Genomic DNA, 15,049 nt, shown 5'->3' on the forward strand with positions numbered 1-15,049 from the left:
ACGGATGAACAGCCTGATATCAGAGCGTCTTGACCAGCCTGAAGTCGAGACCATCGGCTTCAGCGAGATACATCGGCATCTCGGCGCGACCATCGCGGATGGTGACGGGACCGCGGCCGGCCGAATAGACGGTGTTGCGCGCGGCTTTCAGCAGCGGACGAAAGGCGAGCGAGCCGGCGCGGTTGGCCACGGACTCCAGGAAGCGCAGCCCCTCATAGTTCGACTGACCGACCGAGCCGACCGGGGGAGCATGCGGGCCGAACATGGAATAATAGGCGCCGAGGAATTCGTCATTGGCGCGCGAGACCATGCCGTTGAAATAGCCGGAGGCGCAGAACAGATTCTCTGTGTTGTCGGCGCCGATGCCGAGCAGCACGGTCTCGTCCATCGCGCCCGCCAGCCGCAGCGTCGAGGTGGCAAGGCCGGCTTCCGCGAAGGCGCGGTTGAAGGTGATGCTGTCGGTGCCGATCAGCGAGATCAGCACCACGTCGGGCTTGGCGGCATGGATGCGCGCCAGATGCGCCTCGTGATTGTCTTCGCCGACGGGGACGAACTCCTCGCCGACGACCTGGCCGCCGGCCTCCTTGATGTAGCGTTTGACCGAACGATGCGACTGCCACGGCCAGACGTAATCGCTGCCGATCAGATACCAGCGCGCCGCCTTCTTGACGTCGGCCAGCCATTGGATCGCCGGCCGGCTCTGCCAGCGCGGCGTCTCGCCGATCGCCATCACGCCCGGCGTGCGCTCGCCGCCTTCATAGACCGGCGTGTAGATGTAGGGGATGCGGTTGCCGGTGACCTTGCGCAGCGCAACGCGGACCGCGCTGATATGCGAGCCCATGATGAGATCGACCTCGTCGAAGGCGATCGCCTGCTCGGCGCGGCGCACGACATCGTCGATCGGGCCGCCGGAATCATAGATCGAGAGCTCGAGCTCGCGGCCGAGAATGCCGCCGCGCTTGTTGATCTCGGCGACCGCGAGCATCGCGCTGTTGGTGGAGGTCGGCCCCCAGATTCCGGGCGAGCCGGTGAAGGTGAGGAAGTTGCCGATGCGGAGCTTGTTGCGCGCGCCGCGGCGCTTCATGAAATGGGAATCGAGCGGAGACAGGTCGAAATCAGCCGCCGAGGACGACAGATTCCTGAACAGCAAAGACGGCGGCAACGCCGGACCGCCTTGAGCCGGGAAGTTTACCGTCGCGCGCACGCCAACTCCTGTCCGGTATCAGACCTGAAAGCACATTGAGCAGGCGGCCGCGGCTTCCGCCCTTTTGTTAGGCAAACATCCTATTTTGAAAATATTGAATATTCAACAATTGAAGTGCATATAGAAGCAGCATCGATTGCAAGACATTCACTCATTTGGGTCAAGACGAAGTCTTAGCCGTGGCAAAACCGAACACTCCCATCACCGAACACCTCGCTTATCTGCTTGCGCAAGCTAACCGGGAGATCAACCGGCAGCTCGAACTCAGGTTGAGCAAAGAGGGCGTTCCCGTCGAGCAGTGGCGCATCCTGAAAGTGTTGTCGGACGGCGACGGCCATTCGATGGGCGAGCTCGCGGACGCCGTGCTGCTCAATCATCCGACGCTGACCAAGATGATCGACCGCATGGTCTCGGACACGCTAGTCTATCGCGTGCAGGATCCAAACGACCGCCGCAAGGTGCTGATGTTCATCTCCGACCGCGGCAAGGTGCTGTGCAAGAAGCTCAACTCACTCGCGGTCGACCAGGAGGAGCACATCCTGGAGAGCTACGGCGACAAGTCGACGAGCGAGCTCAAGCGGCTGCTGGAGAGCTTGATCGACAGCTCGAATTGACGCTGGGGTGAGACTTGGCTTTCACCACGCGCGCAACTGTCATCGCCCGATTTAATCGGGCGATCCAGTATTCCAGAGACAACTGTGATTGAACCGAGAGGCCGCGGCGTACTGGGTCGCCCGGTTAAACCGGGCGACGACAGCGGAGGATGAGGCGGGAGCGTCGCGCCTCACCCATCCATGTCAACGGCTAGCCGTACCGCCCGTGGCAGTGCTTGTACTTCTTGCCTGAGCCGCACGGGCAATCCTCGTTGCGGCCGATCTTGCCCCAGCTGGCCGGGTTCTTCGGATCGCGCAGCGCCGCGTCGGTGGCCTGTGCTCCCAGCGAGACGTTGGCGATGGCCATTTCGTCTTCGCCGGTGTTGGGGTCGAATTTGTGCGCTTCCATCGGCGGCAGCACGGGCGCTTCCTGCTCCGGCGGGACGATCTCGACACGCATCAGCTGCGCCGTGACGGCCTCGCGCAGATGCGCGCTCATCTCCTGGAAGAGATTGAAGGCTTCGGTCTTGTACTCCTGCAACGGATCGCGCTGGCCGTAGCCGCGCAGGCCGATGACCTGGCGCAGATGGTCGAGCATGATCAGATGCTCGCGCCAGAGATGGTCGAGCGTCTGCAGGAGAATGGTCTTTTCGACGTAACGCATCACGTCGGGACCCCACTGCCCGACCTTCGCCGCCATGTGCTCGTCGGCCTTGGTCTCGATGCGGGTGAGCAGCTCCTCGTCGGCGATGCCCTCTTCCTTGGCCCACTCCTCGACCGGCAGGTCGAGATCGAGCACGCGCTTGAGCTCTTCCTTCAGGCCGGCGACGTCCCACTGCTCGGCATAGGCATGCTCGGGCACGTGCTTGGCGACGAGGTCGTCGATGAAGGCGTGGCGCATGTCCGAGACGGTCTCGGCGACGCTCTCGTCCTTCATCAGATCGACGCGCTGGTCGAAGATCACCTTGCGCTGGTCGTTCTGGACGTTGTCGAACTTGAGCAGGTTCTTGCGGATGTCGAAGTTGCGGGCCTCGACCTTCTGCTGCGCCTTCTCCAGCGCCTTGTTGATCCAGGGATGGATGATCGCCTCGCCTTCCTTGAGGCCGAGACGCTGCAGCATGCTGTCGAGACGGTCCGAGCCGAAGATGCGCATCAGATCGTCTTCCAGCGACAGGAAGAACTTCGAGCGGCCGGGGTCGCCCTGACGGCCGGAACGGCCGCGCAGCTGGTTGTCGATGCGGCGGGATTCATGGCGCTCGGAGCCCATGATGTAGAGGCCGCCGGGCTTCTTCACGGTCTTGGCGGGCTTCGAACCCTTCGCCGGCTCGATCTCGACCTCTTCCTCGGCCTTCAGCACGATGTCGCGGAAGTGCTCGATGTCGGCCTTGATCTGCTCGATCTTCTTCGCCTTCTCGGCCTCGTCGGTGATGTCAGCAGTCTCCTGCTGGATGCGCATCTCGAGCGAGCCGCCGAGCTTGATGTCGGTACCGCGGCCGGCCATGTTGGTCGCGATCGTGATCGCGCCGGGCACGCCGGCTTCGGCGACGATATAGGCTTCCTGCTCGTGGAAGCGCGCGTTCAGCACCGCGAACAGTTTGGCAGGCTTGCCGGCGCGGGCGGCGGCGTACAGCTTCTGCATCGAATTTTCGTTGCCGAAATCGATCTGCCGGTAGCCGTGCTTCTTCAGATATTCGGCGATCACTTCCGATTTTTCGATCGAGGCGGTGCCGACCAGCACCGGCTGCAGCCGCGCATTGGCGCGCTCGATCTCGGCGAGGATCGCGGCGTATTTCTCGTTCTGGGTGCGATAGACCTCGTCGTCCTCGTCGAGGCGCCCCACCGGCACGTTGGTCGGGATCTCCACGACCTCGAGCTTGTAGATGTCGAACAGTTCGTCGGCTTCGGTCAACGCCGTACCGGTCATGCCGGCGAGCTTTTCGTACATCCGGAAGTAGTTCTGGAAGGTGATCGAGGCCAGCGTCTGGTTTTCGGGCTGAACCTGGACGTGCTCCTTGGCTTCCAGCGCCTGGTGCAGGCCTTCCGAATAACGCCGGCCCGCCATCATGCGTCCGGTGAATTCGTCGATGATCACGACCTCGTCGTCGCGGACGATGTAATCCTTGTCGCGCGTGAACAGCGTGTGGGCGCGCAGCGCCTGGTTGATGTGGTGCACGACGGAGACGTTCTCGACGTCGTAGAGCGACTCGCCCTTGAGCTGGCCGGCATCGCGCAGCAGCCCCTCGATCTTCTCCATGCCGCCTTCGGTGAGCGTCACCGTGCGCTGCTTCTCGTCGACGTCGTAGTCGGACTTGTCGAGCCTGGGCAGGAACGAGTCGATGGTGTTGTAGAAATCGGAGCGGTCGTCGAGCGGGCCGGAAATGATCAGCGGCGTGCGCGCTTCGTCGATCAGGATGGAGTCGACTTCATCGACGATGGCGTAGAAGTGCGGCCGCTGGACCATGTCCTCGAGCCGGTACTTCATGTTGTCGCGCAGATAGTCGAAGCCGTATTCGTTGTTGGTGCCGTAGGTGATGTCGCAGGCATAGGCTGCCTTGCGCTCGGCATCGTCGAGACCGTGAACGATGACGCCGGTGGTCAGGCCGAGGAAGCCGTAGATCTGGCCCATCCAGCCGGAGTCGCGGCGGGCGAGGTAGTCGTTGACGGTGACGACGTGGATGCCCTTGCCGGCGAGCGCGTTGAGGTAGACCGCGAGCGTTGCGACCAGCGTCTTGCCTTCGCCGGTCTTCATCTCGGCGATGTCGCCCTCGTGCAGCACAATGCCGCCGATCAGCTGGACGTCGAAATGGCGCTGGCCGAGCGTGCGCTTGGCGGCCTCGCGCACGGTGGCGAAAGCGGGAACCAGGAGGTCGTCGAGCGTCTTGCCCTCGGCAAGCTGCTGCCTGAACTCGGCGGTGCGGGCCTTGAGCGCCTCGTCGGAGAGTTTCGAGACCTCTCCCTCCAGCGCGTTGATCGCGTTGACGCGGGACTGATATCCCTTCACCCGCCGGTCGTTGGCGGAGCCGAAAAACTTGCGGGCGAGCGCGCCGATCATGCCTAGTTCCTGTGTTCGCGATTTAACCGCGTTGCAGCCAAGAAGTTGTCACCCGCCTGCCTATCAACTCACCGTGACGCCTGCTGGCGTCAGAGCCCGGACTGCGGGGGGTCATCCGCCATATGGGTGGGAGTTGGGCTAGTCTGGGTTCAACGGCCAAAAACGCAGCAAAATAAACGCCATCGCCATGGTCGCGACCGGGCAGAGATATGGCCCGGTCAGGGCCTTGTCAACGGCGGGTGCATTGCGGCTAATTCATCATTTTGACAGACTTTTCGCGTTGCCAAGCCCCCCTGAATTGGGCGAGTGTCCGCCCGCTTCGAGCAGCCCCCCTGCTTCAACAAAAGGATTTTCCATGACCACCTCGTTCCCGGTAACCAAAACCGGCCTGCGCTTCGGCCTCGCCACCGCCCTCGTGGGCTGCCTTGCGCTGGCGCTGATCGCGGGTCCCGGCCGGGCCGCCGACGATCCGGTGCTGGCGAAGGTCAATGGCGCTGAAATCAAGAAGAGCGACGTCGCCATGGCCGAAGAGGAACTCGGACCGAGCCTCGCCCAGATGGACCCGGCGACCAAGGACGAGAACGTCCTGTCCTTCCTGATTGACATGAAGATCGTCGGCAAGGCCGCCGAGGACAAGAAGGTCGCGGACGGCGAGGAGTTCAAGAAGCGCCTGGCGTTCGCCCGCAATCGCCTCCTGATGGACAGCCTGCTCGCCAACGAGGGCAAGGCCGCCACCACCCCGGACGCCATGAAGAAGGTCTACGAGGAGGCCTCCAAGCAGATCACCGGCGAGCAGGAAGTGCGCGCCCGCCACATCCTGGTCGAGACCGAGGACGAGGCCAAGGCGGTGAAGGCCGAACTCGACAAGGGGGCCGATTTCGCCGAGCTGGCCAAGAAGAAGTCCAAGGATCCGGGCTCGGCCGATGGCGGCGATCTCGGCTTCTTCACCAAGGAGCAGATGGTGCCGGAATTCTCGACGGTCGCCTTCGCACTCGAGCCGGGCAAGATCTCCGACCCCGTGAAGTCGCAATTCGGCTGGCACATCATCAAGGTCGAGGAAAAGCGCAGCCGCAAGGCGCCGGACTTCGAGCAGGTCAAGGCCCAGATCGAGCAGTACGTCACCCGCAAGGCCCAGGCCGACTACGTCGCCAAGCTGCGCGCGGAAGCCAAGGTCGAGCGGCTGGACCAGCCGGCGGCGGATGCCAAATCGGACGCGAAGCCGGCCGATGCGGCGAAGCCCTCCGACAGCAAGATGGCGCCGCCTGCGAAGAAGTAAGAATTCGCTGTCACTTCGATGACGTGAAGAGTATCTAAGCCTTTGTGATGCCCGGCCCCCGCGCCGGGCATCTGCATATCCAGATCCCACCAAGGCGCCCCAAGATGTCCTCAGCCGTCTCTCCCCTCGCCCCGACAAGCGTTCCCGACATGCCCACCATTGCGGGCGTCCGTCTTGCGACCGCCGAGGCCGGCATCCGCTACAAGAACCGTACCGACGTGCTGCTGGCGGTGATGGACAAGGGCACCGCGGTCGCCGGCGTCTTCACCAAGTCGAAGTGCCCCTCCGCACCGGTGGAATGGTGCCGCGCCAAGCTGAAGGGCGGCAAGGCCCGCGCACTGGTGGTCAATTCGGGCAACGCCAATGCTTTCACCGGCAAGACCGGCCGCAGTTCCACCGCGCTGACCGCGAAGATCGCGGCCAAGGCGGTCGGATGCAGCGAGGGCGAAATCTTCCTGGCCTCGACCGGCGTGATCGGCGAGCCGCTGGACGCAACCAAGTTCGATGGCGTGCTGGGCACGCTCGCCGAAACCGCCGAGGCTGGTGACTACCTCGCTGCTGCCAAGGCGATCATGACCACCGACACCTTCCCGAAGGTCGCGACCGCGACCGTCAAGCTCGGCAAGGCCAAGGTCACCATCAACGGCATGGCCAAGGGCGCCGGCATGATCGCGCCCGATATGGCGACGATGCTGTCCTTCATCTTCACCGACGCGCCGATCGCACCGGCCGCGTTGCAGGCGCTGCTCAAGGCCGGCGTCGAGGACACCTTCAATGCGGTGACGATCGACGGCGACACCTCGACCTCGGACACGCTGCTGGCCTTCGCCACCGGCGCTGCCGCCGAGCATGGCGCACCGAAGATCAGCCGCGCCAGCGATCCGCGCCTCAAGGCCTTCGTCAAGGCGTTCAACAAGGTGCTCGCCAATCTGTCCGAACAAGTCGCCCGCGACGGCGAAGGCGCGCGAAAACTGGTCGAGATCACCGTCGAGGGCGCCAAGACCAAGGCTTCCGCACGCAAGATCGCGATGTCGATCGCGAACTCGCCGCTGGTCAAGACCGCGATCGCCGGCGAGGACGCCAATTGGGGCCGCGTGGTGATGGCGGTCGGCAAGGCCGGCGAGCCGGCCGATCGCGACAAGCTCTCGATCTCCTTCAACGGCATCCGCGTCGCCAAGAGCGGCGCGCGCGATCCGTCCTATGACGAAGCGCAGGTGTCGGAAGCGATGAAGGCGCCGGAGATCGCGATCAAGGTCTCGCTCGGCCTCGGCAAGGGCCGTGATCGCGTGCTGACCTGCGACCTCACCAAGGAATATGTGGCGATCAACGGGGATTACAGGTCGTAAGCGGACGCCGATGGCCGATCTCAAACTGACACTGGTGGTGGCCTGCGCGCTCGTCGACGCCGACAAGCGCGTGCTGATCGCGCAGCGCCCCGAGGGCAAGACGCTCGCCGGCCTCTGGGAATTTCCCGGCGGCAAATGTGAGCCCGGCGAGCGGCCGGAGCAGAGCCTGATCCGCGAGCTCCACGAAGAGCTCGGCATCACCGTCGCCGAGCCCTGCCTGGCCCCGCTGACCTTCGCGAGCTACGGCTACGAGACGTTTCATTTGTTGATGCCGCTCTACATCTGCCGGCGTTGGGAGGGACAGGTCGCGCCGCGTGAAGGCCAGACTCTGGCCTGGGTCCGTGCCAACAAGCTGCGCGACTATCCGATGCCCCCCGCAGACATTCCGCTGATTCCGCATTTGATTGATTTGCTGATGTGAGCGCAGACCTCATCCTGAGAGCCTGACTCAAAATAAGTCATTGAGATATCAAGCTCTGGCCAGTCGACGAGAGAGCAGACGGATGCTTGCGATGAGGACCCATGCCTCCGCGCTGGCGATGGTTGCCTCGAAGTCCTTGGCAAGCCGTCGATTGCGACCGAACCAGGCGAACGTACGCTCAACGACCCATCGTCGGGGTTCGGCTTTGAACGTTCCAACGCTTTGCGAGCGGGTGACGATTTCAATGGTCCATTTGCCCAGGTCAGCGATGGCATCGAGCAGCTTTGGACCACGATAGACGCGATCGGCGAAGATGTGGCGCAGGCCGGGGAACAGGCGGCCGATGATTCGCAGCAGCGGAACTGCGCCGTGATTGTCTTGAAGATTGGCGGGATGCACCTGCACAGCTAGCAAGGAGCCCTCGGTATCGGTGACGATATGACGCTTGCGTCCTTTGACGCGCTTGGCCATGTCAAACCCGCTTGGACCGCCACTTTCCGTGGTCTTCACACTCTGGCTGTCGATAATCCCAGCCGTTGGCGTAGGTTCGCGTCCTTGCCGTTGCCGAACGCGTTGGACCAGCGTGTCATTGATCGTGCGCCACAAGCCAGACCCGCGCCACTTGTAAAAATAATACTGAACCGTCGAGCACGCCGGGAAGTCCTTGGGCAGTGCTCGCCACTGGCAGCCGCTAGCGCCAATGTAGAGAATTGCATTCATGATCACGCGGAGACTGATCTTTCGCGGACGGCCGAGCCGACAGCAGACAGGCATCAACGGCTCAAGCAAACTCCACTCCGCATCCGTCATGTCACTTGCGTAACGAAGTCCATCGCGCCGATATTGTTCGCGGGTGATTTCGGTCCAACACATGTTGTGCTCCCTCGAGTCTTCGCAAACACGAGAGAATCACAACGGGCTGAAATCACTCAATTTTCTTTTCCGGTCAGGCTCTGAGGAGCGCGGAACGCGCGTCTCGAAGGATGGCCGCACGGCAAGAGCGGGGCCTGCATGGTTCGAGACGGCGCTGGCGCGCCTCCTCACCATGAGGATTACTCCTTCCCCGCCTTCTTCACCGCCTCTGCCAGGCTCGCTTTCGCTGATCCCGGCTTGAGCGGCTGCTGCTGGCTCGCATGCGGGGCCCAGCCGGACAGCCAGATGATGTCGAACGTCGCCCGGATGCGGCCGTCGGAATCGGCAAAGCGTTCAGCGTAGATTTCGGCCATCCGCAGCAGCGTCGCGCGCCGGCTCGGTGTACGGCGCCGCTCGATCAGGACATTGGCCGCGCCCATCCTTCTAAGATCCTGCATCAGCGCGAAGGCATTGGCATAGCGCACCACGACACGGTCGACATCGGTGACCGGCAGCGCGAAACCGGCCCGCTGCAACAGCGCGCCGATGTCTCTGAGATCGGCGAACGGCGCCACGCGCGGCGACACGCCGCCCTCGCATTCGGCTTCCGCCGCAGCAAAGGCCTGTCGCAACTCGGTCAGGCTGTCGCCGCCGATCATCGCGGCGAGCAGCAGGCCGTCCGGCTTCAGCGCGCGGCGGATTTGCGCGAGCACCCCCGGCAGGTCGTTGACGAATTGCAGCGCCAGCGCTGAGACGACGAGGTCGAGACTCTCCGGCGCGAAGGGCAGTTTTTCCGCGCCCGCTTCGTCGAGCGCGATGTGCGCGATGGACGGAAACCCCGTGAGCCCCGCACCGGGCGTCCAGAGATCGGCCGCAGCACGAAACTCCCGCATCACGGCGGCCAGCCGGTCGGTCATGTCCTCTGCAACACGATCGAGCAGGAATGTCGCCTCGCCCTGCGCATGCGCACGCCGCTGCCGCGCATGCAGAAGAGCGCGATCGAACAATGCGGGCGGGGTTTGCGGGGGCTGGGCCATGCCGCTGGTTACGCTGATCCAAGTCGTTCTGGCAATCGCTCTCGTGTCCCGGGCGCGGTGCGGCACGCCCCGGCGACGCGAAGCGTCGTCCGGCGTGACGCTCCGCAGAACCGGGACCCATGCTTCTGCGCGCGCGGCTTTCTGGGCCCCGGCTCAGCAGTGCAGCGCTCCGCGCCGCACTGCGTCCGGGGCACGAGAGTGTTGCTTGAGCAGACAAGCGCAGAACGCTAGCCTGCCCGCATGGAAGCCGACGCTGCCACCTCCCGCTCCATCACCGCCCCTCTGCGTGCCGCGTGGACGGCCGGCCGCCACGTGCTGTCACGCGCCGCGCGGCTTGCGCTCGACGTTGCGCTGCCGACGCTGTGCGTGTCCTGCCGCGAGCCGGTCGATGGCGAGGGTGTTTGCGCGGCCTGCTGGGCAAAACTGTCGTTCATCGAGCGACCCTATTGCCCGCGGCTCGGCATCCCCTTTGTCTATGATCCCGGCCCCGACATGCTGTCGATGGAGGCCATCGCGAGCCCGCCGGCTTACCAGCGGGCGCGCGCGGCGGTGCGCTATGACGACGTCGCGCGCACGCTGGTGCATGCGCTGAAATACCAGGACCGGACCGATCTGGCGCCGGCCATGGGGCGCTGGATGGCGCGCGCCGGCGGCGAGCTGCTGGCGGGCGCCGACATGCTGGTGCCGGTGCCCCTGCATTGGCGGCGGGCTTGGCGACGCCGCTACAATCAGTCCGGGGCGCTGGCGCGGGTCATCGCGCGGCAGAGCGAGGTGGTGGTCCGGGGCGAGGTGCTGCGCCGGGTGCGCGCCACCGAGCAGCAGATCGGCCTGTCGCGAGCCCAGCGGGCCACCAATGTGCAGGGCGCATTCCAGGTATCTCCCGACCGTCAAACTGAGGTCCAGGGCCGCCGAATCCTCCTGATCGACGATGTCCTGACCACGGGCGCGACGCTGGACGCCTGCGCGCGGGCCCTGCTCCGCGCCAAGGCGGCCCAGGTGGACGTGCTGGTCTTCGCCCGGGTTGTCGAAAGCCGGTGAAGTCCCATATAATTCAATGAATTCATGACATGAGAGCGCCAGGCGACATGACCGCTGCTGTCGAGATCTACACCAGGCCGGGCTGCGGCTATTGTTCCGCCGCCAGATCGCTGCTGACCCGCAAGAAGGCGACTTTCACGGAGTTCGACGTCGCCAAGAACCCGTCCTGGCGCGACGAAATGTACGATCGCGCCGGCGAAGGCTCGACCTTCCCGCAGATCTGGATCGGCGGAACCCATATTGGCGGCTGCGACGACCTCTACGCGCTCGACCGCGAGGGCAAGCTCGACGGCATGCTCGAAGGCGTAAAGGCTGTGTCATGAGCGAGAACAGGACCTTCACCGCCGCGATGATTCAGATGCGCACCGGCCTGCTGCCCGAGCCGAGCCTCGCGCAGGCCACCAAGCTGATCCGGCAGGCTGCGGCCAATGGTGCCGACTATGTGCAGACGCCCGAAGTCAGCAACATGATGCAGCTGAACCGCACGGCGCTGTTCGAGCATCTCCAGAGCGAAGAGGACGATTCCTCGCTGAAGGCCTATCGGGCGCTCGCGGCGGAATTGAAGATCCATATCCATGTCGGCTCGCTGGCCCTGCGCTTCTCGGAAGAGAAGGCTGTCAACCGGTCCTTCCTGATCGGGCCCGAGGGCAATGTGCTCGCGAGCTACGACAAGATCCACATGTTCGACATCGTGCTGCCGGACGGCGAGACCTATCGCGAATCCGCCAACTACCAGCCGGGCGAAACCGCCGTGATCTCCGACCTGCCCTGGGGCCGCGTGGGTTTGACGATCTGCTACGACGTGCGCTTCCCCGCGCTCTACCGCGCGCTGGCCGAGAGCGGTGCGTCCTTCCTCACGGTGCCGTCGGCGTTCACCCGCAAGACCGGCGAGGCGCATTGGCACATCCTGCTGCGGTCGCGCGCGATCGAGACCGGCTGCTTCATCTTCGCCGCGGCCCAGGCAGGCACCCACGAGAACAAGCGCGAGACCTACGGCCATTCGCTGATCATCGACCCCTGGGGCGAGATCCTCGCCGAGGGCGATGTCGAGCCCGGCATCATCATGGCGAAGATCGATCCGGCCAAGGTCGAGACCGCGCGCCGCGCGATTCCCTCGCTCCAGCACGGCCGCCGATTCGGCGTCGCCGATCCCAAGGCCGGGCCGGACCATCTGCATCTCGTGCGGGGATCGGCATGATCCGCTACGCGCTTCACTGCGACCGACACCACGAATTCGAAAGCTGGTTCCAGAGTTCGTCGGCTTACGATTCGCAGGTGAAGCGCAAGCTGGTGACCTGTCCGATCTGCGGATCGGCCAAGGTCGACAAAGCGATCATGGCTCCGCGCATCGTCGGCAAGAAGGGCCGCGGCCCTGCAACGCCGCCGCCGGAGCCCGCCGCTACGCCTGTGCCCGAGGCTGTGCAGTCCGGACCGACCTCGCTGCTGATGGCGCAGGAGCGCGAGCTTCGCACCAAACTGAAAGAGCTGCGCGATCACATCGTCAAGAACGCCGACAATGTCGGCGAGAAGTTTGCGAACGAAGCCCGCGCCATGCATTACGGCGACAAGGAGCATCGCCCGATCTATGGCGAGGCCTCGCCGGACGAGGCGAAGTCGCTGATCGACGAAGGCATCGAGGTGTCGCCGCTGCCGACGTTGCCGGAAGATCGGAACTGACGCTCTCGCTTCTCGTCATGCCCGGGCTTGTCCCGGGCATCCACGTTCTTCGTGCCGTGGCATAGAAAGACGTGGATGGCCGGGTCAAGCCCGGCCATGACGGCGGATAGAGGTCAGACGCCCACCAGCAGCGCCACGCCGGCCACGATCAGCACGATGCCAAAAATCTCGCGCGGCGCGATCGGCTGCTTGAACGAGTAATAGGCCACGGCTTGAGCGAACAGCACCTCGATCAGCGCGAGCGTGCGGACATTGGCGGCGGCCGTCAGCGCAAAGGCCAGAAACCAGAACTGCGAGGCGAAGGCGCCCATGAAGCCGGCGAGCAGCGACGGCTTCCACAAGCCGAGGATCGCCTGAAGCACCTTCGGGGCGCGCCAGAGCAGGTAGATCGTCAGGATCAACGTCTGCACGAACAGGCCGAACACCAGCGTAAATGATGCCGACGTGACGAACGACACGCCGGGCACATTGATGATGGCGCCACGAAAACCGACCGCGGACAATGCGAAGGCCGCGGCCGCGACGAGGCCGGTGATGGTCGGCTTCAGCTCGGCAAAACTCTTCTCGCCGCCTGGCCGCAGCGCCGTAATGACGACGCCGATCGTCGCGATCATGATGGCCAGCACCTTCAGCCAGGTCAGGTGATCGCCGAGGAAGACGAAGCCGAAGATCGCGGTCTGGATCGCCTCGGTCTTCAGGTACGCCGTCGTCACCACGAAGGAGCGGTCGTTCATCGCGAGCAGCATCAAGCCGGTCGCCACGATCTGGCTGAGCGCCCCCAGCAGCAGCCATGGCCAGAATACGGTCGGCGGCATGCCGAGATGATCGCCGGTCGCAACCAGCACCACGCCCAGGAACAGCAGCGAAAACGGGAATCCGAACAGGAAGCGGATATTGGTCGCGCCCCAGGTCCCCAACGGCTTGGTCAGCGACCGCTGCATCGCATTGCGCGCGACCTGGCCGAGCGCCGCGACGACGGTGAAGGGAATCCAGAGGCTGGTGATGGTGAGCATGGGTGGGGATGATGGGAGGAAAAAGGCGCGGCCAACCTGCAAGCTGCCGCCTGCGCGGTCAACCATTTGGACGTCATGGGTGCGATGCCCGCGCTGACGATGGTTGGGTTGTCGCGACGCCTCCTTGCGCCCCCACCCGCACTACCTGCCATGCGCCCGCGTTCATGGACAAATAACCGCTGTCCCCGATAGTTTGCGCGCCTCCAGAGTTGAAACGGAACTGCAATGGTCGACGTTCTCGCCGCACCGCAACAAGGCAAGGCGGACAGCGCGCTACGCACCCTGACCGGGATCTCGATCGCGCATTGGGTCAGCCATTTCCATCTGCTGGTCCTGCCGATGCTGTTTCCGTTCCTGAAGAGCCAGCTCGGTGTCGGCTATGTCGAGCTTGGCTTCGCACTGACCGTATCTGCCGTCGTCTCCGGGCTGACGCAGGCACCGACCGGCTACCTCGTCGATCATTTTGGCGCGCGCAGGATCCTGCTGGCCGGGCTGGCGCTCGGCGGCTTCGCGCTGATCCTGCTCGGCCTGCATCTCAGCTACACCTCGCTGATCGCCTGCGCTGTGCTGCTCGGGCTCGCCAACAGCGTCTACCATCCCGCGGACTACGCGATCCTCGCCGAGCATATGGACGAAGCGCGGATGGGCCGCGCGTTCTCGATCCATACCTTTGCCGGTTATCTCGGCGGCGCAGTCGCGCCGGCCATCGTCGCCGCGCTCGTCACGGTGTCCGGCGGCACGGGTGCACTGATCGCATCGGGCACCATCGCCGTGCTGGTGGTGCTGCTGCTCGTCGTGATGAACATTCCCGATGCCGGCGCGCACAAGACGAAGCCGGGTGCGGCGAATGCACCGAAGCAGGCCGTGATCACGCCGGCGCTTGTCACCCTGACCGCGCTGTTCATGCTGCTCAGCCTGTCGGTCGCCGGCATCAACAATTTCGGCGTGGTCGCCTTGATGAGCGGCTATGGCACATCCTACTCCGCCGCCAATATCGCACTGACCGCATTCCTTGGCTCCAGTGCCGTGGGCGTGCTCGCAGGCGGCTTCCTCGCCGACCACACCGAACGCCACGGCTATGTCGCCGCCGCTTGCTTCGGCGCGAATGCGCTGATCGTGCTGTTGATCGCGCTCGTGACGCTGCCGGGCTGGGCTTTGACCGTGACGATGGCGAGTGCGGGCTTCCTCTCCGGCGTGATCGCGCCGTCGCGGGACATGCTGGTGCGCAATGCCGCCCCTCCCGGCGCCGCCGGCCGCGCTTTTGGCATCGTCTCGACCGGCTTCAATCTCGGCGGCATCGTCTCACCGCTGCTGTTCGGCTGGATCATGGACCAGAGCGCGCCGCACTGGGTGTTCGGGGCATCCGTGATCTTCATGCTGGCGACGGTGGTGCTGTCACCGTTCACGGAGCGGAAGCCGGTGAAGGCAAATTGAGCCGTCAGTATCGCCACAAATTCAACTGTCGTCCCCGCGAAAGCGGGGACCCATAGCCACAGGGAGGAGTCGTCGCGCGAAGCTGGACATTCCGAGTCTTCGCAAA

14 protein-coding genes are annotated in these 15,049 nt (G+C 64.4%); 9 read left to right on the forward strand and 5 right to left on the reverse strand.

The genetic code is table 11. The annotated features are described in order from the left end of the window. Positions 1-19 precede the first annotated feature (19 nt). Positions 20-1,204, reverse strand: coding sequence for a substrate-binding domain-containing protein (locus AB7532_RS33970; protein WP_441239003.1), 1,185 nt, complete (start codon positions 1,202-1,204; stop codon positions 20-22). 179 nt (positions 1,205-1,383) lie between these two features. Between AB7532_RS33970 and AB7532_RS33975 the strand changes: the two genes are divergently transcribed. Then, complete coding sequence (locus tag AB7532_RS33975) at positions 1,384-1,818, forward strand: MarR family winged helix-turn-helix transcriptional regulator (RefSeq protein ID WP_129274011.1); 435 nt, start codon at positions 1,384-1,386, stop codon at positions 1,816-1,818. Positions 1,819-2,008: 190 nt separating this feature from the next. Here AB7532_RS33975 and secA read toward each other — a convergent pair whose 3' ends face one another. Next, positions 2,009-4,849 carry a preprotein translocase subunit SecA gene (gene secA / locus AB7532_RS33980; protein ID WP_441239004.1) on the reverse strand — a complete coding sequence of 947 codons (2,841 nt, stop codon included), beginning with the start codon at positions 4,847-4,849 and terminating at the stop codon, positions 2,009-2,011. A 355-nt stretch (positions 4,850-5,204) separates the two neighbouring features. Here secA and AB7532_RS33985 point away from each other — a divergent pair, with 355 nt between their 5' ends. The 3 genes from AB7532_RS33985 (at position 5,205) to AB7532_RS33995 (ending at position 7,892) form a co-directional block, all read left to right on the forward strand. Continuing rightward, positions 5,205-6,125, forward strand: a complete 921-nt coding sequence (locus tag AB7532_RS33985) for a peptidylprolyl isomerase (RefSeq protein ID WP_441239005.1) — start codon at positions 5,205-5,207, stop codon at positions 6,123-6,125. 104 nt (positions 6,126-6,229) lie between these two features. Then, a complete protein-coding gene (gene argJ / locus AB7532_RS33990) occupies positions 6,230-7,471 on the forward strand; it encodes a bifunctional glutamate N-acetyltransferase/amino-acid acetyltransferase ArgJ (RefSeq protein ID WP_441239006.1) in 1,242 nt (413 codons plus the stop codon). A 10-nt stretch (positions 7,472-7,481) separates the two neighbouring features. Next, on the forward strand, positions 7,482-7,892 hold the full coding sequence (locus tag AB7532_RS33995; RefSeq protein ID WP_441239007.1) for a (deoxy)nucleoside triphosphate pyrophosphohydrolase: 411 nt from the start codon (positions 7,482-7,484) through the stop codon (positions 7,890-7,892). Positions 7,893-7,940: 48 nt separating this feature from the next. On the opposite strand, the gene AB7532_RS34000 is transcribed toward AB7532_RS33995, so the two are convergent. Beyond that, positions 7,941-8,765: an IS5 family transposase gene (locus tag AB7532_RS34000; RefSeq protein WP_441233133.1), complete on the reverse strand. Its 825-nt coding sequence runs from the start codon at positions 8,763-8,765 to the stop codon at positions 7,941-7,943. A 179-nt stretch (positions 8,766-8,944) separates the two neighbouring features. Next, positions 8,945-9,781, reverse strand: coding sequence for a methyltransferase domain-containing protein (locus tag AB7532_RS34005; protein WP_441239008.1), 837 nt, complete (start codon positions 9,779-9,781; stop codon positions 8,945-8,947). Positions 9,782-10,021: 240 nt separating this feature from the next. Between AB7532_RS34005 and AB7532_RS34010 the strand changes: the two genes are divergently transcribed. Genes AB7532_RS34010 through AB7532_RS34025 form a run of 4 tightly spaced genes read left to right on the forward strand, consistent with a single transcriptional unit; the run spans position 10,022 to position 12,496 of the window. Beyond that, on the forward strand, positions 10,022-10,819 hold the full coding sequence (locus AB7532_RS34010) for a ComF family protein (protein ID WP_441239009.1): 798 nt from the start codon (positions 10,022-10,024) through the stop codon (positions 10,817-10,819). Between the two features lie 47 nt (positions 10,820-10,866). Beyond that, positions 10,867-11,142, forward strand: coding sequence for a glutaredoxin 3 (gene grxC, locus AB7532_RS34015; RefSeq protein ID WP_441239010.1), 276 nt, complete (start codon positions 10,867-10,869; stop codon positions 11,140-11,142). After that, on the forward strand, positions 11,139-12,017 hold the full coding sequence (locus AB7532_RS34020) for a carbon-nitrogen hydrolase family protein (RefSeq protein ID WP_441239011.1): 879 nt from the start codon (positions 11,139-11,141) through the stop codon (positions 12,015-12,017). Before grxC ends, AB7532_RS34020 begins: the two co-directional genes overlap by 4 nt. Further along, positions 12,014-12,496 carry a DUF1178 family protein gene (locus tag AB7532_RS34025; RefSeq protein WP_441239012.1) on the forward strand — a complete coding sequence of 161 codons (483 nt, stop codon included), beginning with the start codon at positions 12,014-12,016 and terminating at the stop codon, positions 12,494-12,496. The genes AB7532_RS34020 and AB7532_RS34025 overlap by 4 nt, the downstream gene beginning before the upstream one ends. Positions 12,497-12,609: 113 nt before the next feature. On the opposite strand, the gene AB7532_RS34030 is transcribed toward AB7532_RS34025, so the two are convergent. Continuing rightward, positions 12,610-13,509 carry an EamA family transporter gene (locus tag AB7532_RS34030; RefSeq protein ID WP_441239013.1) on the reverse strand — a complete coding sequence of 300 codons (900 nt, stop codon included), beginning with the start codon at positions 13,507-13,509 and terminating at the stop codon, positions 12,610-12,612. A gap of 225 nt (positions 13,510-13,734) precedes the next feature. Between AB7532_RS34030 and AB7532_RS34035 the strand changes: the two genes are divergently transcribed. Further along, on the forward strand, positions 13,735-14,943 hold the full coding sequence (locus tag AB7532_RS34035; RefSeq protein ID WP_441239014.1) for an MFS transporter: 1,209 nt from the start codon (positions 13,735-13,737) through the stop codon (positions 14,941-14,943). Positions 14,944-15,049 lie beyond the last annotated feature (106 nt).

The organism is Bradyrhizobium sp. 930_D9_N1_4 (assembly GCF_052076015.1).
Classification (GTDB): Bacteria; Pseudomonadota; Alphaproteobacteria; order Rhizobiales; family Xanthobacteraceae; genus Bradyrhizobium.